Source organism: Saccharothrix obliqua (genome assembly GCF_019375475.1).
GTDB classification, from domain to species: domain Bacteria; phylum Actinomycetota; class Actinomycetes; order Mycobacteriales; family Pseudonocardiaceae; genus Actinosynnema; species Actinosynnema obliqua.
Window position 1 is genome coordinate 20,761 of sequence record NZ_JAHXGQ010000023.1, and the last position, 19,613, is coordinate 40,373.

The 19,613-nt window shown below is 75.3% G+C and carries 15 protein-coding genes; 11 read left to right on the forward strand and 4 right to left on the reverse strand.

Annotation, left to right across the window (positions count from 1 at the left end):
• Position 1 precedes the first annotated feature (1 nt).
• Together KZQ38_RS35430 and KZQ38_RS35435 are read left to right on the forward strand one after the other, a co-directional pair.
• The gene (locus KZQ38_RS35430) at positions 2 to 850 is read left to right on the forward strand and encodes an alpha/beta fold hydrolase (protein WP_219448406.1); all 849 of its coding nucleotides are present in this window, start codon (positions 2 to 4) and stop codon (positions 848 to 850) included.
• Positions 850 to 1,839: an Lrp/AsnC family transcriptional regulator gene (locus KZQ38_RS35435; protein ID WP_219448407.1), complete on the forward strand. Its 990-nt coding sequence runs from the start codon at positions 850 to 852 to the stop codon at positions 1,837 to 1,839. Before KZQ38_RS35430 ends, KZQ38_RS35435 begins: the two co-directional genes overlap by 1 nt.
• A gap of 102 nt (positions 1,840 to 1,941) precedes the next feature.
• Here the strand turns inward: KZQ38_RS35435 and KZQ38_RS35440 are convergent, their stop codons facing one another.
• The 3 genes from KZQ38_RS35440 to KZQ38_RS35450 form a co-directional block, all read right to left on the reverse strand.
• Positions 1,942 to 2,544 (reverse strand): class I SAM-dependent methyltransferase, encoded by a 603-nt coding sequence (locus KZQ38_RS35440; protein ID WP_219448408.1) that lies wholly within the window; start codon positions 2,542 to 2,544, stop codon positions 1,942 to 1,944.
• A gap of 17 nt (positions 2,545 to 2,561) precedes the next feature.
• Positions 2,562 to 3,929 carry a metallopeptidase TldD-related protein gene (locus KZQ38_RS37415; RefSeq protein ID WP_219448409.1) on the reverse strand — a complete coding sequence of 456 codons (1,368 nt, stop codon included), beginning with the start codon at positions 3,927 to 3,929 and terminating at the stop codon, positions 2,562 to 2,564.
• Between the two features lie 127 nt (positions 3,930 to 4,056).
• Complete coding sequence (locus tag KZQ38_RS35450) at positions 4,057 to 5,562, reverse strand: TldD/PmbA family protein (RefSeq protein ID WP_219448410.1); 1,506 nt, start codon at positions 5,560 to 5,562, stop codon at positions 4,057 to 4,059.
• Positions 5,563 to 5,628: 66 nt separating this feature from the next.
• Between KZQ38_RS35450 and KZQ38_RS35455 the strand changes: the two genes are divergently transcribed.
• Positions 5,629 to 6,240, forward strand: a complete 612-nt coding sequence (locus KZQ38_RS35455) for a hypothetical protein (RefSeq protein ID WP_219448411.1) — start codon at positions 5,629 to 5,631, stop codon at positions 6,238 to 6,240.
• Here KZQ38_RS35455 and KZQ38_RS35460 read toward each other — a convergent pair.
• Positions 6,213 to 7,427 (reverse strand): class I SAM-dependent methyltransferase, encoded by a 1,215-nt coding sequence (locus KZQ38_RS35460; RefSeq protein WP_219448412.1) that lies wholly within the window; start codon positions 7,425 to 7,427, stop codon positions 6,213 to 6,215. The two genes, KZQ38_RS35455 and KZQ38_RS35460, sit on opposite strands and share 28 nt — an antisense overlap.
• 158 nt (positions 7,428 to 7,585) lie before the next feature.
• Here KZQ38_RS35460 and add point away from each other — a divergent pair, with 158 nt between their 5' ends.
• From add to KZQ38_RS35500, 8 genes are all read left to right on the forward strand, one after another.
• Positions 7,586 to 8,710 carry an adenosine deaminase gene (add, locus tag KZQ38_RS35465; protein ID WP_219448413.1) on the forward strand — a complete coding sequence of 375 codons (1,125 nt, stop codon included), beginning with the start codon at positions 7,586 to 7,588 and terminating at the stop codon, positions 8,708 to 8,710.
• 377 nt (positions 8,711 to 9,087) lie between these two features.
• Positions 9,088 to 9,969 carry a DUF1702 family protein gene (locus KZQ38_RS35470; protein WP_219448414.1) on the forward strand — a complete coding sequence of 294 codons (882 nt, stop codon included), beginning with the start codon at positions 9,088 to 9,090 and terminating at the stop codon, positions 9,967 to 9,969.
• Positions 9,970 to 9,984: 15 nt separating this feature from the next.
• Positions 9,985 to 11,883 carry an ASPIC/UnbV domain-containing protein gene (locus KZQ38_RS35475; RefSeq protein WP_219448415.1) on the forward strand — a complete coding sequence of 633 codons (1,899 nt, stop codon included), beginning with the start codon at positions 9,985 to 9,987 and terminating at the stop codon, positions 11,881 to 11,883.
• The gene (locus KZQ38_RS35480; protein ID WP_219448416.1) at positions 11,880 to 12,833 is read left to right on the forward strand and encodes an enediyne biosynthesis protein UnbU; all 954 of its coding nucleotides are present in this window, start codon (positions 11,880 to 11,882) and stop codon (positions 12,831 to 12,833) included. Before KZQ38_RS35475 ends, KZQ38_RS35480 begins: the two co-directional genes overlap by 4 nt.
• The gene (locus KZQ38_RS35485) at positions 12,830 to 18,292 is read left to right on the forward strand and encodes a type I polyketide synthase (protein ID WP_219448417.1); all 5,463 of its coding nucleotides are present in this window, start codon (positions 12,830 to 12,832) and stop codon (positions 18,290 to 18,292) included. Before KZQ38_RS35480 ends, KZQ38_RS35485 begins: the two co-directional genes overlap by 4 nt.
• A 1-nt stretch (position 18,293) precedes the next feature.
• Positions 18,294 to 18,719 carry an acyl-CoA thioesterase gene (locus tag KZQ38_RS35490; RefSeq protein ID WP_219448418.1) on the forward strand — a complete coding sequence of 142 codons (426 nt, stop codon included), beginning with the start codon at positions 18,294 to 18,296 and terminating at the stop codon, positions 18,717 to 18,719.
• Positions 18,716 to 19,252 (forward strand): hypothetical protein, encoded by a 537-nt coding sequence (locus KZQ38_RS35495; protein ID WP_219448419.1) that lies wholly within the window; start codon positions 18,716 to 18,718, stop codon positions 19,250 to 19,252. Before KZQ38_RS35490 ends, KZQ38_RS35495 begins: the two co-directional genes overlap by 4 nt.
• Positions 19,249 to 19,536, forward strand: coding sequence for a winged helix-turn-helix transcriptional regulator (locus tag KZQ38_RS35500; RefSeq protein ID WP_219448420.1), 288 nt, complete (start codon positions 19,249 to 19,251; stop codon positions 19,534 to 19,536). The genes KZQ38_RS35495 and KZQ38_RS35500 overlap by 4 nt, the downstream gene beginning before the upstream one ends.
• Positions 19,537 to 19,613: the final 77 nt, after the last annotated feature.

The window sequence follows — 19,613 nt, forward strand, 5'->3', positions numbered from 1 at the left end:
CATGCTGGTCGAGATCAACGGCAACCGGCTCAACGTCGAGGTGCTCGGCGACGAGCCCGGCAAGCCCACGATGATCGTGCACCACGGCGCGCCCGGCCTCGGCTCGCTGGCCGAGCCCCGCGGTTCGTTCGGGCCGTTCGCCGACCGGTACCGCGTCGTCGTGTTCGACGCGCGCGGGTCCGGCAAGAGCGAGGGCAACCCGCCGTTCACCCACGAGCAGTGGGCCGCCGACGTGGACGGGTTGCGTGCCTGGCTCGGTGTCGAGCGGGTCGTCATGGCGGGCGGTTCCTACGGCGGGTTCATCGCCATGGAGTACGCCATCCGCTACCCGGACCGGGTGTCGGCGCTGGTGCTGCGGGACACCTCGGCCGACAACGCGAACCAGGAGGCCGCCAACCGCAACGCGCTGGAGTCCTCCCGCGTCGAGGTCGACCGCGCCAAGCTGGAGCGGATCATGACCGGCACCGTCCGCGACGACGACGACCTGCGTGACTGCTGGCGGGAGATCCTGCCGCTCTACGACCACGACCTGGACTGGGCGAAGGTGGACGAGGTCGTGGCCCGCACGCCCTACCGCTACCGGACCCACAACTTCGCGTTCGCCGTCAACCAGCCCGCCTACGACATCAAACCGCTGCTGCCGGGGATCACCGCGCCCACGCTGGTCACCGTGGGCCGCCACGACTGGATCACCCCGCCCGCCTGCTCGGAGACCATCGCGGAGCTGATCCCGAACGCCGAACTCGTGGTGTTCGAGCGGTCCGGCCACTCGCCCCAGGTCGAGCAGGCGGACGAATTCCGGGCCGCGGTCCGCGATTTCCTCTCCCGGGTGGACCAGCCTGCGGCATGATGTCCGGCGACATGGACGAACTCGACTCCCTCGACCGCCGGATCGTGGCCGCGCTCCAGGTCAACGGCCGCGCGAGCTGGACGGAGATCGCCGCGCTCGCGGCCACCTCGGTCACCACGGTCGCGCGGCGCGCCCAGCAGCTGTTCGCCCGGGGTCTGATCCGGGTGGCCGCCGTGCCGCAGCAGTCCGGCGCGACCGAGCTGCTGATGGTGCGGCTCCAGTGCGCGGCGGGCACCCAGATCGAGGTGGCGCGGGCCATCGCGACCCGGCCCGAGGTGCGGTTCCTCGCCCTCGTGACCGGGTCGCACGACCTGATCGCCGAGGTGCTCGTGCCCAAGGGCGCGGCGCTCCAGGCGCTGCTGGTCGACGGGTTGCAGAACATACCCGGCATCCAGCGCAGCGTCGCCGACCTGGAGCTGCACACCTACAAGTCCAACCACGAGTGGAGCCGGGCGGTGCTCGGCGACGGCGACTTCCCGCTGCCCGAGCCGCACGTGTGCGCCGCCGACGACCTGGACGACCTGGACCACCGCATCCTGGCCGCGCTCAGCGCCGACGGCCGGGCCGCTTTCCAAGCCGTGGCAGGGGAACTGGGCGTCAGCGAGAGCACCGTCCGCCGCCGCTTCGAGGCCGCTCTCCACCGCGGCTGCGTGCAGGTGATCACCCTGGTGCCCGCCGCCGCGCTCGGTTTCGAGGCGGAGATCATCTACTGGCTGTCGGTCGCGCCCGCCCGGTTGCAGGCCGTCGCGGAGGAGCTGGCCGCCCACCGCGGCGTCCGGTACGTGACCGCCATGCTCGGGCAGGAGTCGTTGATGTGCGAGGTGATCCTGCCGACCAACGAGGACGTGCTGCGGTTCACCACGGAAACCCTCGCGGGCCTGGACGGCGTGCAGGCGTGGACCGCGAACGTCGAGCTGCTGACCCTCAAGCGGGGCTTCGTGCGCACCCCGTGGTCGGCGGCCCAGCTCTCCGGGGCGACCGCGTCGTAGGCAGGTGGTGGGCGCCCGGGTCGCCCGGTCGCGCGGGCGCGGCGAGCCGCCGCAGGTAGGTCGCCTCGTCGTCGGGTGACATGGTGTCGGCCTCCGGTGGGGTCACGGGGTGCGGACGCAGCGGAACAACGCCCAGCGCGGTGCGTGCGGCGGCTCGGCGGGCGGTGGGTCGAAACCGACCTCGCCCGGCTTGCCCTCGGAGAACTCGTCCAGCCGGAAACCGCAGTGGCGCAGGTCCCGCAGGTAGGTCTCCAGGCTCCGGTGGTGTGCCGGCCGACCCGCCCACGCCGGTAGGCCGGTGCGCTCGCCCTCGGCGAAGTAGCCGGCCACGCCCGCCGTGGCGCACGGGTGGTCGACCAGGAACACGAACCGGCCGCCCGGCGCGACGTGGTGGTGCAGGGTGCCCAGCAGCCGGGCCAGGTTGCGGACGTGCTGCGGCGCGGTCACCGAGACGACCACGTCGAACCGGCCCAGCCCCGCGCCCCACCAGTGGTCCAGGTCCGCGACGCGCACCTCGGCGGTGGCCGGCACGGCGGCCCGCGCCGCCGCGGCCAGGAACTCGTCCCCGGCCAGCCCGACGTAGTCGCGCGCCCGCCCGGCGGCCCGGCGCGCGACCTCCGGGTCACCGCAGCCGAGGTCCAGCACGGACCGGTCGCGCACGTCGCCGAGCAGCGCCCGCACGTGGTCGGTGCCAGCGGTGGTCAAAACCCGGCCTCCTGTCGTCATGCGGCCGGACCCGCCACCGCGAAGTCGGCCACGCGCAGCGGCGGCATCGCGGTGCGGGTCCGCTCCTCGTCGTCCCGTTCCCGGGCGGGCGCCGGGGTCGTCCGACCCACCTCGGTGACCCGGTCCAGCAGGTGCAGCGGGCTCTCGTCGAACCGGAAGTCGTCCACCGCGGCCACCACCTCGCCGTCGCGCACCAGGTGCACGCCGTCGCGGGTCAGCCCGGTGAGGCGCAGCGTGCGGGGGTCGACCTCCCGCAGGTACCACAGCGAGGTGAGCAGCAGACCGTCCGCGGTGGACTCGACCAGCTCGGTCGTCGACCGCCCGCCCGGCGGCCCGTCCAGGACCAGGTTGCCCACCCGCGGCGTCACCGCCACGCCCGCCCGGTCCGCCGACGCGCGGGTGTGCACCAGGGCGGTCAGGACGCCGTCGGAGATCCACGACGTGGGGCGCAGCGCCAACCCGTTGTCCGAGACCGCGGTGTCCGCGCCGGAGGCGCGGGCGACCACGAACGGTTCGCACGCCACCCCGGGCTCCACCGGGTCGCTGCGCAACGTCAGCGGCAGGCCGCTCAACCGCGTGCCGAGCTTCCCGCCGAACGCGCCGCGCCCGGCGTGCGCGTCACGCGCGCCCGCCGCCTGGTACAGGTGCCGCATCAGGTCGGCCGCGCACGACGGCGGCAGCAGCACCTCGTGCCGCCCCGGCCGCGCCCGCACCCGCCGGGCGCTCAGGTCCAGCCGCCGGTCGACGTCCGCGAGCAGCCCGGCCAGGTCCAGCCCGGCCGGGTCGTCCACCTCGGCGGACGCCCAGCTCGACGCGCCCAGCCGGTCGTCCCGGCCGGTCAGGTCGACCAGGGCGGTCGGCCGCACGTGCCGCAGCCGCAGCCCGGTGGTCGTGCCCAGCAGCGTGGTGCGGACCTCGTGCTCGGCGTACCCGTGCAGCACCCGGCCACGCGCGGCGGCGCGGCGGGCGGCGGTCGCGACCTCGGCGGCGAGCCTGCCCAGCGCGCCGGGCGGCGCGACGACGGGCGGGTCGTGCCAGTCCGGCGACGGGGGCCGGTCGGCGGCCACCAACGGCGCCGCGCCCGCCTCCGCGCCCGATCGCCGCGCCGCCGCCGCGGCGTCGGCCACCAGGCCGCGCACGGCGGTGACGTCCAACGCGCCGCTCGCCGACACGACCCCCGCCGTGCCGCCCGCGGTCACCACCGCCACGTGGACCCGGCGGTCCAACACGTGCCCGGCGCTGGTCGCCGCGTCGCCCGACCAACGCAGGTGTGAGCGAGCGGTCTCGTCCACGACCACCACCACGCCGTCGCCACGCGACGCGGCGGCGAGTGCGCGTTCCACGACCTCGTGCGCGGGGATCACCGATCGGCTCCCCGGTCGCGCGGGTCGGGTGCGGGGCGGGGGAGCCGCGGGCGCGTGACACCGGAGCCGCCGGTGCGCGTGGACCGCCCGACCAGCTCTCGCCGGGGGCGGACCGGGACGCGGGGGTTCACCCGGCACCGCCGACGTGGCGCACCGGCACGCCGCGGAACAGGGCGGACGGCACGGCGTGGCTCGTCGCCGCCGCTTGCGCCGGCCTGCCCTTGCCGCAGAGGTCCGCGCCGAACGACGTCACCGTGCTCGCGTCGCCCAACCCGGCCAGCGACCGCCAGAACTCCCGCGTGCTCCACTGGTACGCCACACCGGACAGCGGCTCGGCCAGCCGACCCGCCCGCACGCGGTGGCAGCGCTGCGCGGTGAACTGGAAGTTCTCCCGGCGCGAGTCGATCGACCAGCCGGCCGAGCCCGCCAGGTACACGCCGTCGTCGACACCCGCGACCAGGTCCTCGGTCCGGCAGGGCGTCGGCGACGGCGCGAGCGACACGTTCGGCATCCGCGCCAACGGCTCGTGCGACGACGATTCCGCGTACGCGCACCCGGTCGACCGGTCCGCGCCGATCACCGCCGCCGTGCCGCGGTCGGTCTGGAACCCGGTGAGCACACCGCCCTCCACCAGGGACCACGACTGCGCCGCCACGCCCTCGTCGTCGTAGCCCGTGGTGGCCATGCCGTGCGGTGTGGTGCGGTCCGCGGTCACGGTCATCAGGTCGGACCCGTAGCGCAACGAGCCCAGGAGGTCCGGTGTGGCGAACGTCGTGCCCGCGTACGACACCTCGTGCCCGAGGGCGCGGTCCAGCTCGGTGGCGTGGCCGACCGTCTCGTGCACGGTCAGCCACAGGTTCGAGGCGTCCACCACGAGGTCGTACCGGCCGGGTTCGACCGGGCGCGCGCGGAGCTTCGCCGCCAACCGCTCGGGCATCGCGGCGACCTCACCCGCCCAGTCCCACCCCGCGCCACCCGCGTACTCCCAGCCACGCGCGGTGGGCGGTCCCTCGGAGCGCAGCGCCTCCACCACGCCGGTGCGCGGGTGCGCGCCGGCCACCAGCACCTGCGGGTGCACGCGGACCTGCTGCTGCGTCGTGGTGGTGCCCGCCAGGTCGGCGTAGAAGCGGTCCTCCTGCACGGCGGTGAACTTGGCGAGCACGGACGACACGTGCGGCGACGCCAGCAGTTCGGCACTCCACCCGGCGAGCACCGCGGCGCGGTCCTCCTCGGGCACGTCCAACGGGTTCACCTCGTAGGCGGAGACCCACACCGCGTCGTCGTGCACGGGTTCGGCGGCGAACGGCGCGTCGACGCCGAGCGGCGCGCAGGCGCGGGCCACCTCCCACGCGCGGTCGGCGGCGTCGGCCGCGGCTTCGGGCGTGAGCCGGGACGTGGCCGCGAAACCCCGCCCGCGCGTGGTGACCAGGCGGACCGACAGCGCGGTCCGCTCGGTGTCGGTGGACGCGGTGGTGTGCCCGTCGTTCAACAACACGTGGGCACGCCGGGTGCGCACGACCTGCACGGCGGCGTGCCGGACCCCGGGGCCGCGGGCGCGGTCCAGCGCGGCGTCCGCCAAGGCGCGCAACGGGAGGGAGAGGAACGCCAGGTCCACCCGAACCACCTCGCTCACGTTCGACGCCCGATCCAGACTACTATGTCAAACTAAAGCTAATGCAAGCGGCGAAAGGGCGGTGCCGTGCGCTGGACGTGGCTGGGCGCCGTGGCGGCGCCGCACCACGGCGTCGACCCGGCGGGCGCGGTGGCCGCGACCGGCGGGTGGCTGCGGCTGCTCACCGTCGCCGCGCTCGTCGTCGTCGCGGTCGTGGCACTGGTGCGCCCGGTCGCGGGTCTGGGCGCGCGGGCCCGTGCCGTCGCCGTGCCGGCTTCCGCCGCGGCGGTCGTCGGCGAACTCGCCCTGGCGCCCGCGCGGGTCGACCCGCGCACCGCGGTGCTGCCCGTGGTGCTCGCGACCGGCGCGCTCGCCGTGCTGCCGCTGGTGGCCTGGGCACGTGGCCCGGCGGTCCGCCTGCTGCCCGCCGCCGTCGGGATCGCCGCGCTGGTCGCGGGCACCGACCCGGCCGCCGCGGACCGGGTGTCGGTCGGCGACTGGACCGCGTTGCGGGCCAGCGCCCTCGCCTGGGTGGCGGCGCTGGCGTGGTTCGCGCTGAGCGCGCCCGCCGGCCGGACCGCCACGCGGCTGGTCACCGCGACGGCGTGCGTGGTGGCCGTGGCGGTGGTCGCCGCGCTGCCCGGCTTCGTCGCGGCAGGCGAGCACACCGCTCAGACCACGCGGACCTCCGGCACGTAGCGGATCCACCGGCCGCCGGCCTCCGTGAAAGCCCGCTCCTTCGCCATGATCTCCTCCGCGTGGTTCCACGCGAACAGCAACGCGTAGTCCGCCCGGCCCGGTCCGAACGCCTCCGGCGGCCGGACCGGGATGTGCGTGCCGGGCGTCAGCCTGCCCTGCTTGGCCGGGGTCGTGTCGATGACCGCCGACACCAGGTCCGGCCCCAGCCCGCAGTAGTTGGTGACCGTGGCGCTCTTGGCCGTCGCACCGTAGCCGACCACTCGCGCGCCCTCCGCGCGCAGGCGCGTCAGCAACGCCACCAGGGCACGGCGCCGATCGGCGGTGCGCGCGGCGAACGCACGGAGCCGAGCCGGGTCGTGCACGCCCAGGGCCTCCTCCTCCGCCAGCAGTTCCGCCACCGCGGGCGACGCCGGCACGCGACCCGCGTGCGCCGCCCAGAACCTGATCTGCCCGCCGTGGACGGGCAGGCGCTCCACGTCCACCAGTTCCAGACCCGCCCGCCGCAGCGGGCCGAGCACCGAGCGGGCGCCGAAGAACAACACGTGCTCGTCGATGACCTGGTCGAACGCGGTGTTGGCCAGCACCGCGCCCAAGTAGGGGTCCTCGAACACGAACACCCCGTCCGGCGCGAGCAGCGCCGCGACACCCCGGAGGATGGAACCGAGGTCGGGGCCGTGGCTGACCGTGTTGGCGGCGAACACCACGTCGGCCGGTCCGTGCTCGGCCAGCACGGACCGCGCCAGCGGCTCGGCGAAGAACGCCACCCGCACCCGCACGCCGAACCCGGCGGCGACCCGCGCGGCGTCACCGGACGGGTCGATGCCCAGGTGCCGGACCCCGCGCTCGACCGCGGTCCGCAGGAACGCACCGTCGTTGCTGCCGATCTCCACCACGAACGGGTCGACGCGGTCCGCGAGCAGGCGCTCGGCGACCCGGGCGAAGTGCTCCCGCATCACGGTCGAGCCGGACGACCGGTACGGGTAGCCCCGGTGGAACATCCGCGCCGCCGGCGGCACCTCGGTGAGCTGGACCATGGCGCAGTCCGCGCACCGGCCCAGGGCCAGCCGGAAGAAGTGCTCCCGCGCCGGGTCCGCACCGGGGGCGGGGAAGGCGTCGGAGAGGGGCTGCCGACCCAGGTCGAGGAACTCCACCACCGGGCCGGTGCACACGAGGCAGGACTTCGCCATTTAAAAAACGATAGTCAATCACCGGCGGGTGGACAACCTGAGCAGGTGTCACCACCACGAGGCTTGACAGTCGCGGGCGGCTTGCTGCTAGAAACGATAGCAGCCGCTCGAACCCGCCGAGCGACGCGCACCACGGGCCACTGGGGGTGGTTGTCGTCGTGAGCACCCACCGCCCCGGGTGGACACCCGAACTGGCGGCCCACGTCGCCGGCCTGCCGAAGGCCGAGCTGCACGTCCACCTGGAGGGCGCGCTGCGCCCCGCCACGCTGCTCGACCTCGACCGGCGCGACGGCGGCCGGTTCACCGGCCTGGACGAGCGGTGGCTCGCCGAGCGCTTCCGGTTCCGGGACTTCCGCCACTTCGCCGACCTCTACTCGACGTGCACCGACGTGTTCCGGGGTCCGGCGGACTTCGCGCGGGCGGTGGTCGAGCTGGCGGAGGACCTCGCGCCACAAGGGGTCCGGTACGCCGAGGTGACGTGTTCGGCGATCACCCACCACCGGGACCGCGGCCTGCCGTTCGACGAGATCGTGGACGGGCTGTGGGCGGGCGCGTGCCAGGCCCTCGACGGCAGCGGCGTGGTCGTCCGGTTCGTGCTCGACCACGTCCGCGACCTGTCCGCCGAGGACTGCCTGCGCACGGCGGAGTGGTGCGTCCGGGGACGTGGCCGCGGCGTCGTGGCGCTCGGTCTCGGCGGCTACGAGCCGGGCCGCCCGGCGTCGCTGTTCGCCGAGGCGGTGCGGTGGGCGGCCGAGCGGGGCGTGCCGTTCGTGCCGCACGCGGGCGAGGCGGCGGGCGCGGGCGCCGTCCGCGACGCGCTCCGGTTCGACCCGCCGCGGCTGGGGCACGGCTTCCGCGCCGCCGAGGACCCGGCGGTCGTGGACGCCCTGCTCGACCGCGGCGTCGTGCTGGAGGTCTGCCCGACCGGCAACCTGCGCACGGGCGTCGTGGCGGACCTGGCGGAGCACCCGGTCCGCCGGCTGCGCGACCGCGGCGTGCGCGTGGTGCTCGGCTCCGACGACCCGCTGCTGTTCGGCTCCACCGCCCTGACCGAGTACCGCCAGGCGTACGAGCACCTCGGCTTCAGCGCCGACGACCTGGCGGCCACCGCGCGGGAATCACTGGGCGCGGCCCTGCCGGACGGTGTTCCCGGCGTGGTGCGCGTGCCGGGCGACGACTGGCCGCCCGCGGCGCACGGCACCCCGGGCGACAAAGGCGTGGCGACCTCTCGGCCGACCGGCGCACCTCCGGTCGGCGGGATCGCCACAGGGCAATCCCGGTGAATTAGCGAGCGGTGCCGGGCTAATGGCGCAAGGCGTGCCGGCCGGTGCGCCGTAGCGGCGTCACCGGGAATTGTTGATGTTTCCTGGGAACTGCCCGAGAGACGTCGAGTTAATTATCTTGACCTACTTCCCGGATGCGTCAGGCAGCCATCTGCGACGATCGTGTGAAGTTCCCGACCCGCCTTGATGTGCCGTGGTAGTGCTGGTAGACACGGCACTCGGGGCAAAGAGGGACATTTTGTCCCCGTCCGCTCCGGGGGAGGAGACCGCTCCGGAGGACCTGCGCGACGGATGGAGTGCCGGTGCGGTCGTTCAGCGGGGGTTCAACTCCGGTTTCGCGTTCCGGATTCATTTCGAAGATCACGCTACCGCTGTCGGTGGCGGATTTCGGGGCACGCGGATTCCGCACCGACCGACCGGTCGCGCGCGCGGTGCTGGAAGAGCACGCGCGTATGTTCCTCACCGGTTTCAACATCGGCGCGGCGCACTGGCGCGCACCGCACGCGGAACTGGCCGGCCGCGTGCCCGACGCCGAGCGCGGCTTCGCCTACGAGGGCGCGGGCATGTTCGCGGGGCTGCTCGACCTGGCCACCGCCGGCCGCGCGCGTGCGGTGCGGCGGCTGCTGGCCGGACCCGGCCACGCCTACACCCACCTGGTGCACGTCGGCGCGGGCTGGCTGCTGTCGCCGCTGCGCGTCACCGCCGTGCCCCGGGTGCCCGCGACGCCGCTGCTGCGGTGGCTCGCCGTCGACGGCGCGGGTTTCGGCGAGGTCTACTTCGGCGGCACGCCTGCGCTCGTCCGGCGTGCCCACCGCCGGCCCGACCCGCGCTGGGAGGCCCGGCTCGCGGGCTGCGGGCGTGCCCTGTGGTTCGCCGAGTCCGCCGACGTGGCGGGCGTCGCGGCCGTCGTCGACCGCGCCGCCCCGGCCGCCCGGCCCCACCTGTGGGCGGGTGTCGGCCTCGCCGTCGCCTACGCCGGAGCCGCCGACGACGCCGCGTTCGACGCGCTGGAACAGGCGGTCGGACCGCACTTCGCCCACTTCGGGCAGGGCGTGGTGTTCGCCGCCGCCGCGCGTCACCGCTCCGGGGTCGTGCCCGCGCACACCGAGCGCGCGGTGGCGAGGTTCCTGGGCGTGGGGGTGGCCGAGACCGCCGACTGGAGCGAGGCCGCCGCCCGCGGGCTGACCGACGCGCCGGACCTGCTCGCCTTCCTGCGGTGGAAGGCCAGGCTGCGCGCGACCGTCGACGCCCGCCGCTGACCGCGAAGGAGACCCATGCGCAGCAACGCACGACAGGTCCTGGTGTCCGCCGTGATCGTCGCCCTCTGCGTCGCGTCGGGCGTGCTCGTCGCACGACCCGTCCCGGGTGACGCCGAGGCCGCCGCGCTCGCCGCGCGGTTCGGCTTCGCGGCCGAACCGCTCAACTCCGCGCCCGCCGACGCGCGTCGCGAACGGGTCGTCGCACCCGACCTGCACAAGATCCGGGGCTGGATTTCCTCGGTCGGCGCGGCCGCCGCGTTGTCCGACCTGCGTGGCCAGGGCTGGGCGGGTGACCTGTGCCTGGTCGACCCGCGTGACGACTCGGTGACGGTGCGCCCGGTCCGGGCGGCGGACCCGGGCGGCTACCCGCCGGTGCGGCTCACGCCGACCGGCCTGCCCTTCGACCGCACCATGGCACCGATGGGCTGCGTCCCGCTGGACGTGGACGTCGACGGCGACACCGACCACGTCGTCCACTACTGGGGCCGTTCGCCCGTGGTCTTCCTGAACACCAGGGGTCCGGGCGCGCCGGTCGCCGGCGGGCACCGCGCCGTCGAGCTGATCACGCCCATGGCCGTGTGGAACTCCGGCACCTTCAACGTCGGCGACGTCGACGGGGACGGCAACCTCGACCTGCTGGTCGGGAACTACTTCCCGGACGGCGCCCGCGTCCTGGACCCGACCGCGACCGACGAGACGCGGATGCAGATGCAGGACTCGATGTCGTTGGCGCGCAACGCGGGCACCAACCGGCTGCTGCTCGGCAAACCCACCGGCCGGCCCGACGAGCTGCCGACCTACACCGACGCGAGCACCGCGTTGTCCCGCGCCGCGGCCGGGTCGTGGACGCTGGCCACCGGCTTCCAGGACCTGACCGGGGACGGGCTGCCGGAGCTGTACCAGGCCAACGACTTCGGCCCCGACCAGCTGATGGTCAACCGGTCCACGCCGGGCCACGTGCGCTTCGCCGAGGTCCGCGGCGAGCGGGACATGACCAGCCCCAAGTCCACCGTCCTCGGCTGGGACTCGTTCAAGGGCATGGGCGTCACGTTCACCTACGACGGCGACGCGCCGCTGCCGACCGTCGTGGTCAGCAACATCACCACGCCGTTCGCGTTGCACGAGAGCAACTTCGCGTTCACCCCGACCGGCACGCCGCAGGACCTCGCCGCGGGCGTGCTGCCGTTCGACGAGCGCGCGGAGGAGCTGGGCCTGGCCCGCGCCGGCTGGTGCTGGGACGTGCGCGGCGGCGACTTCGACAACGACGGCGTGGACGAGATCATGCAGGCCAACGGTTTCCTCAAGGGCGAGGTGGACCGGTGGCCGCTGCTCCAGGAACTCGCCATGGGCAACGACGACCTGTTGCGCCACCCCGCGTTCTGGCCGAACTTCGCGCCCGGCGACGACCTGTCCGGCCACGAGCCCAACCGGTTCTGGGTGCGCGGGCCGGACGGCCGCTACGCCGACCTCGCCGCGCCCACCGGCATCGCGACCGGCGACAACACGCGTGCGCTCGCGCACGGCGACGTGGACGGCGACAACCGGCTGGACGCCGTGGTGGCGAACCAGTGGGAGGACTCGGTGCTGCTGCGCAACACCGCGTCCACCGGCCCGGCCGCGGACCTGCGGCTGGTGCGGCCCGCGCCGGCCGGTCGCGACGCGGTGACCGACGTGATCGGCGCGCAGGTCCGGCTGCACCACCCGGACCGGCCGCAGCGCACCCAGCTCTACCCGGCCAACGGCCACACCGGCGTCTCCGCGCCGCTGGCGCACCTGGCCCTGCCCGGCGGCGGCACGACGCCCGCCACCGTCACGTGGCGGGACGCGGCGGGCCTGCACGAGGCGACCGTGGACGTGCGGCCGGGCCACGGCACCATCCTGCTCAAGAGCGACGGAACGGCGGTAGCCCGATGACCACCACGGCCTCACCCGACCTCGCCCAGCGCACCACGCCCGCCGGGCCGGCGGTCGAACCCGCCGCCGTCCTGTCGCCCGAGGTCAAGCGGGTCCGCGCGCTGGCGCGCTTCGCCACCACCATCACCGTCTTCAACGTCCTGGGCCACACCGTCCTCGGGTTCGAGCAGGCCCCGATCACGCCGATCGCCGCCGCCCTCACCAGCTACGCGACCGTGCTGCTGTTCGAATCGCTGGACGCGTGGGCACGGGGCCGCCGACCCGCCTACGCGGGCGGGTTCCGCCGGCTCGTGGTGTTCCTGCTGCCCGCCCACATCACCGGCCTCGCGTGCGGGATGCTGTTGTGGGGCAACACGTCCCTGTGGCCGTACCTGTTCGCGATCACGGTCGGGAACGGCAGCAAGTACCTGGTCCGGCTGCGCGTGAACGGCAAGCTCCGGCACCTGCTCAACCCGTCCAACACGGGTATCGCGGTGGTGCTGGTGCTGTTCCCGTGGGTCGGCATCGCACCGCCCTACCACTTCACCACCTTCACCACGTCCACGTTGGACTGGCTGATCCCGTTGGGCGTGCTGATGTTCGGCACGGTGCTCAACGCCCGGCTGACCGGCAAGATGCCGCTCATCCTGGGCTGGCTGGGCGCGTTCGTGCTCCAGGCCGTGCTGCGCGGGTTGCTGCTGGACCACTCGGTGCTCGGCGCGCTGGTGCCGATGACGGGTCTGGCGTTCATCCTGTTCACCAACTACATGATCACCGATCCGGGCAGCACCCCCGGGAAACCACGCAACCAGGTGGTCTTCGGCGTCACGGCCGCCGTGGTGTACGCCGTGCTGGTGTTGTCGGGTGTCACCTTCGGGCTGTTCTTCGCCCTGGTGATCACCTGCCTGCTGCGCGGGGTGGTGCTGCTGGCGGCGCGGTGGCGCGCGACGACGGCGAGCGGTGCCTCATGAGCGGTACCGGCGGTGTCGCGGTGGTCGGCCTGGCCTGCCGCTACCCCGACGCCGACGCGCCCGGTGAGCTGTGGGAGACCGTGCTCGGTCGGCGGCGCGGGTTCCGCAGGCTGCCCGAGCGGCGGTTGTCCGCCGACTACCTGGGTCCCGCCGACGACCCGGACCGCACCTACGTGACGCACGCCGGCCTGCTGCGCGGGTGGCGGTTCGACCGGGAGCGGTTCGGCGTGCCCGGACCGCTGCACCGCGCCGCCGACCACGCGCACTGGCTGGCGCTGGAGACCGCCGCGGACGCCCTGGCGGACGCCGGGTTCCCGGACGGGGGCGGCCTGGACCGCGACCGGGTGGGCGTGGTCTTCGGCAACACCATGACCGGCGAGTTCTCCCGTGCCGCGCAGCTGCGGCTGCGGTGGCCGTTCGTGCGCCGCGCGGCGGTCGCGGCCCTGGCCGGCGCGGGGGTGGCCGCCGACCAGGCGGAGCGGGCGCTCGCCCTGTTCGGCGACCTGGTGCGCGCGCCGTTCCCGACACCCGGCGACGAGACGCTGGCGGGCGCGCTGTCCAACACCATCGCCGGCCGCGTGTGCAACCACTTCGACTTCCACGGCACGGGTTTCACCGTGGACGGCGCGTGCGCGTCCAGCCTGCTCTCGGTCACCGCGGCGGCACGCGCGCTGCTCGGCGGCGAGCTGGACTTCGCGCTCGCCGGCGGCGTGGACCTCAGCCTGGACCCGTTCGAACTGGTCGGGTTCGCCCGCACCGGCGCGCTCGCGGTGGACGAGATGCGCGTCTACGACCAGCGGCCCACCGGTTTCCTGCCGGGTGAGGGCTGCGGCGTGGTGGCGTTGATGCGTGCCGAGGACGCCGAACGGCAGGGCGTGCGGACCTACGCCGTCCTGACGGGCTGGGGCACGTCGTCGGACGGCGCGGGCGGGTTGACCCGGCCACGCGCCCACGGGCAGGGCCTGGCGATGGACCGCGCCTACCGGATGGCCGGCGTGTCGCCGCGGGCCGTGGAGCTGGTGGAAGGGCACGGCACCGGCACGCGGGTCGGCGACGAGGTGGAGCTGACCGCGTTGCGCGACGTGCGTGGCGCGGGTTCGCCGCGTGCCGCGCTGGGCTCGGTGAAGGCCAACATCGGGCACACCAAGGCCGCCGCGGGCGTGGCGGGGCTGATCAAGGCGGTGCTCGCCGTGCACCACCGGGTGCTGCCGCCGACGACGGGCGTGGAGAGCCCGCACCGGCTGCTGCGCGACCCCGACGTGCCGCTGCGGCTGCTGGACGAGGCCGAGCCGTGGTCGACGCGCACGCCGTTGGCGTCGGTGTCGTCCATGGGTTTCGGCGGCATCAACGCCCACGTGGTGCTGCGCGGTCTGCCGGCCCGCCCGGTCACGGCGTTGCCCGCGCACGTGGCGGCGCTGGGCCGACCCGCGCCGAGGCACGACGTCGTGCTGCTGGACGCCGCCGACCGCACCGCCCTGGACGACCGGCTCGCGGCCGTCGAAGCGCTGGCGCCCGCCCTGAGCGCGGCCGAGCTGCACGACCTCGCCGCCACCGCGCACGCCGAGCGGCGTGGTCCGGGCGCGGTGCGCTGCGCGTTGGTCGCCGACACCCCGGACCGCCTGCGTCACGCCGCGACCGCCGCACGCGGCCTGCTGCCCGCCTGGACGGGTGCGGTGCTGGTGGACGAACCGGCGGGTGTCGTGCTCGCCGCCGGGCCGCCACGCCGGGTCGGGCTGCTGCTGCCCGGCCAGGCCGCGCCGGTCCGCGCGGAACTCGACCCGTGGGCGGCGGGGCTGGACGTGCCCGACGCGGGCGTGCCGGTGGTCGACGGCGCGACCGGCACGGACGTCGCGCAACCCGCCGTGGTGCGGCACTCGCTGGCCGCGCTCGCCTGGCTGGAGGCGTGTGGCTGCCACCCGGTCGGCGCGGTCGGGCACAGCCTCGGCGAGATCACGGCGCTGGCGTGGGCCGGTGCGCTGGACCACCGCACGGCGCAGGCCGTGGCGGTGGCCCGTGGCCGGGTGATGGCCGACCACGGCGCGCCTGGCACGGCGATGGCGGGCGTGGCGGGCGACGAGGAGATCACGCGTGCTGTGGCCGATGGCCTGGACGTCGAGATCACCGGCTACAACGGACCGGCCCAGACCACGGTGGGCGGACCGGCCGACGCGGTCGCCGAGTTCGTCGCACGAGCCCGCCGGCGCGGCGTGCGCGCGACCGGGCTGCCCGTCTCGCACGCCTTCCACAGCACCGCGATGCGTGATGTCGTCGAACCGCTGCGGGCGGTCCTGGCCCAGGTGCCGTTCACGCCGCCGGTCCGGCCGGTCTTCTCCACGGTCACCGGCCACGCGCTGCCGGCCGACGTCGACCTGGTCGGCCTGCTCGCCGACCAGGTCACCCGGCCGGTCCGGTTCACCGAGGCGCTGGCGGGCCTCGCCGGGCGCTGCGACCTGCTGGTCGAGGCCGGGCCCGGCACCACGCTGACCGACCTGGCGCGTGCCGCGGGCGCGACCGCCGTCGCCGTGGACAGCGGCGACCCGCGACGGCACGCGTTGGCCACCGCCACGCTCGCCGCGTGCTCGGCGGGCGACCTCGGCGCGTGGTTCGCGGGCCGCGCGCACCGCCCGCTCGGTCCCGACACGCGGATCGAGCTGCTGGCCAACCCGTGCGAGGCCGACCTGCCGGACCACGCCGCGCCCGTGCCCGCCTTACCCGGACCGCGACCGCTCACCACCGACACCGACCCGCTCTCGGTGGTGCGCGCGCAGCTCAGCCGCGTGCTGGAACTGCCGCTCGCCACCGTGCGGCCGGACAGCACGCTGCTGGGCGACCTGCACCTCAACTCGCTCCAGGCGGTCCAGGTGGTCGGGTCGATCGCGGACCTGCTCGGTCGCCGGCCGCCCGATGGCGCGTTGTCCAACGTGGACACCACGGTCGCGGACGTCGCGGAGCTGCTGGCCGCCCGACCCGCCGCCGCCACCGCCGACGACCGACCACCGCCCGGCGTCGCACCGTGGGTGCGGGTGTTCGAGCACCGCTGGACGCCGTTCCCGACACCGCCGGCCGCGCCACCCGGCGGCACGTGGGAGTTCGACGCGCCGCCGGACCACTGGCTGCGTGCCGTGCGCGGCCTGCCGGGTGCGGCGGGTGAGCGGAACCTCGCCGTGTGGCTGGCCGACGAGCGGCCCGCGGCCGTGGCCCGCGTGCTCGCGCTGGTCGGCGCACGCCGGCCGCGTCGGCTGGTCGTGGCCCACCGCGGTCACCCGGCCGCCGCCGCCATCGGTCGCGGCGCGGCCGTCGAGCTGGACGGGTGCGCCGTCACCGTGGTCGACGGCGACACCCTCGACCCGGCCCTGGTCGCCGCGACCGGCTACCGCGAGCTGCGGGTGCGGCCCGGTGGCGTCGCGCAGGTGACCACGCACGCCCGCCGCCCCGTGCCCGGCGGCGGGATACCGCTCGGCCCCGGCGACGTCTGCCTGGTCACCGGCGGCGCGAGCGGCATCACCGCCGAGTGCGGCGCGGCACTGGCCGCCCGCACCGGGTGCGTGCTGGTGGTCGTCGGCCGGTCCGCGCCCGACGCGCCGCACGTCGTGGCGGCGCTCCACGCGCTCCGCGAGCGGGCCGACGTCCGGTACGCGCGGGCCGACGTCACCGATCCCGCCCAGGTCACCGCCGCGGTGGCCGCCGCCGCCCGGGTCGGCCCGGTCCGCGGCCTGCTGCACGGCGCGGGCGTCAACCGGCCCCGCCTGCTCGGCGCGGTGACCGCCGAGACGTTGCACGCCACCCTCGAACCCAAGGTGACCGGCCTGCGGCTGCTCCTCGCCGCCACGCCGGACCTGCGGCTGGCGGTGGCGTTCGGCTCGATCATCGGCCGCCGGGGACTGCCCGGCCAGGCGGAGTACGGCGTGGCCAACGACTGGCTGCGCGCCGAGCTGGACCGCGCCGAGCGGCCCGGCCTGCGGCGGCACTTGGTGGAGTGGTCGCTGTGGGACGGCGTCGGCATGGGCGAGCGGATGGGCGTCGTGGCCGGGCTCGCCGCCGCGGGCATCACCCCGATCACGCCGCAGGACGGTCCACCCGCCCTGCTGGACGTGCTGGCCGACCGGGACGCGCCGGTGACGGTGCTGATCACCGGCCGCTTCCCGGAAGGGCCCACGCTCGCCATCGCCGGACCACCGCCCGAACCGCTGCGGTTCACCGAGGACCTGAGGGTCCGGTTCGCGGGCGTGGAGGCGGTGGCGGACGCCGAGCTGTCGCTGGGCCACGACCCGTACCTGGGCGAGCACCGGGTGGCGGGCGTGCCGGTGCTGCCCGCCGTGCTCGGCCTGGAGGCCATGGCGCAGGCGGTGGTGGCGGCGGTCGGGCGGCGGCGGGCGTGGGCGTTCGCCGACGTCGACCTGCGCAGCCCGGTCACCGTGCCGGACCGCGGTGTCCGGACCGTGCGGTCGGCGGCGCTGGCCGAGGGCGCGGACGCGGTGCGCGTCGTGCTCCGCGACGACGCCGACGGTTTCGCGACCGACCGGTTCACGGCCGTCGTGCGGGCCGCGGCCGAACCGGGGTCGGGCGGCCCGCCGGACGAGGCGGCCGTGGAGCGACCCGCCGACACCCACGCGTTCTACGGGCCGCTGCTGTTCCACCGGGGCCGGTTCCGCCGGCTGCTCGGCTACGACCGGCTGTCCGCGTTCGAGGTGCGGGCCCGGGTGCGTGCCGAGCCCGGCACGCCGTGGTTCTCCGAGTTCCACCACCGGCGGCTGCTGCTCGGCGACCCCGGTGCGCACGACGCCGCCCTGCACGTGCTGCTGGCGTGCGTGCCGCACCGCCGCGCGTTGCCGGTCGGTGCGGACCGGTTCACCGTGTGGCGCCCGCCCGAGGGCGTGCTGCGCGTGCACGCCGTGGAAACCACGCACACCGCCGACGACTACGTGTTCGACGTGGACGTGCTGGACGCGTCCGGGGCGCCGGTCGCCCGGTGGGACGCGCTGCGGCTGCGTGCCATCGGCCCGGCCCGGTGGGCGGAGGCGCTGCCCGCGTCCCTGGTCGGCCCGCTGCTCAGCCGCCGGCTGGTGGAGCTGGACGTCGCGCCGCGGGTGGACCTGGTCGTCGCCGGTCCGGACGGCGCCGCCGGGCACACCCTGCACGCCGCGGCCGACCACCCGGTCGGCGCGGTGTGGGGCGCGACCGCCGCGCTGGAGCCGTTCGCGGCGACCGACGCCGACACCGCCGCGGTCGCCGCGCGCAAGCTGGACGAACCGATCGAGGTGGCGGCCGGTCGGGTCACCGCGGGCCGTGCCGCCCTCGGGCGCGCCGGGCTGGACCGCCGCGTGCCGCTGGAGGTCGCCGAGGTGACCGATGACGGCCTGCTCGTGCTGCGTGGCGCGGGCACGGCGGTCGTGGTCGCCCGGCCCTCCGTCGCCGGTGTCGGCGAACCCGTGGTCGCGATCGCCGTGGAGGTGGGTTGACGTGCGGGAGTACGTGCTCCGGCACCGCGTGACGTTCGACGAGACCAACGTGGTGGGCAACGTCTACTTCGCCCACTACCTGCACTGGCAGGGGCACTGCCGCGAGGCGTTCCTGGCCGACCACGCGCCGGGCGTGCTGGGCGAGGTGCGGCGTGGCGAGCTGGCGTTGGCCACCGTCTCCTGCGCCATGGAGTTCTTCGCGGAGTGCTTCGCGCTGGACGAGATCGAGGTGGCGATGACGTTGCGCGGCCGGCGCGGCAACCGGGTGGAGATGGACTACGAGTTCCGCCGCGGTGGTCGGCTGGTGGCGCGTGGCGGCCAGGTCGTGTCGTGCCTGCGCCGCACGGCGGACGGCGTGCTGCCGGTCCGCGTGCCCGAGGAACTGGCCGCTGCCCTGGCCCCGTTCGAGAAGGAGTCCGTGTCATGACCCACGTGCTCGACCTGCCCGTGCTGCGGACCCTCAACACGACGCGGCACCGCGTGGCCCTGCTGCTGTTCATGGTGGTGGTCGCCGCCCACTGGGCGGAGCACCTGGCGCAAGCCGTGCAGATCTACGTCCTGGGCATGTCGCCCGCCGAAGCACGCGGCGTGCTGGGCGTGCCGTTCCCGTGGCTGGTGCACTCGGAGTGGATGCACTACGGGTACGCGCTGGTGATGGTGGTCGGGCTGCTCCTGCTGCGACCGGGTTTCGCCGGCCGGGCCCGCACCTGGTGGACCGCCGCCCTGCTCATCCAGGTGTGGCACCACTTCGAGCACCTGCTGCTGCTGGTGCAGGCCACGGCGGGCGCGAACCTCGGCGGCCGGCCCGTGCCCACCAGCGTGCTGCAACTGGCGCTGCCCCGCGTGGAGCTGCACCTGTTCTACAACGCGATCGTCTTCATCCCGATGGTGGTGGCGATGGTCAAGCACAACGACCCGGCGGCCGGTGCGCGCTGCGACTGCGGCGTGGTGAGGCGGTGACCGGCGTGCGCCAGTTCCACGCGCTGGCGGCCGGGCTCGACGCGTTGGGCGACATGTGGTCGGTCCTCGTGGTCCGGGAGCTGCTGGTCGCGCCCGCCACCGAGGACGAGCTGCTGGCGGGCGTGCCGGGGTTGGACCGCGAGCTGCTCGCCGCGCGCCTGGAATCGCTGTGCGCCAACGGGGTCGTCGAGCCCGGCCGGGAGTACCGGCTGACCCGGTTGGGCCGCGGCCTCCGGGAGCCGCTGCTCGCCCTGGCCGGCTGGGGCCGAGCCCAACACCGGTAACTATATAAAAGTATAGCCTCTTGCTACCCTCGTCGTGCCGGGTGTCGCCGGGCTCCGGTGTGGGAGGAGGGACGGGG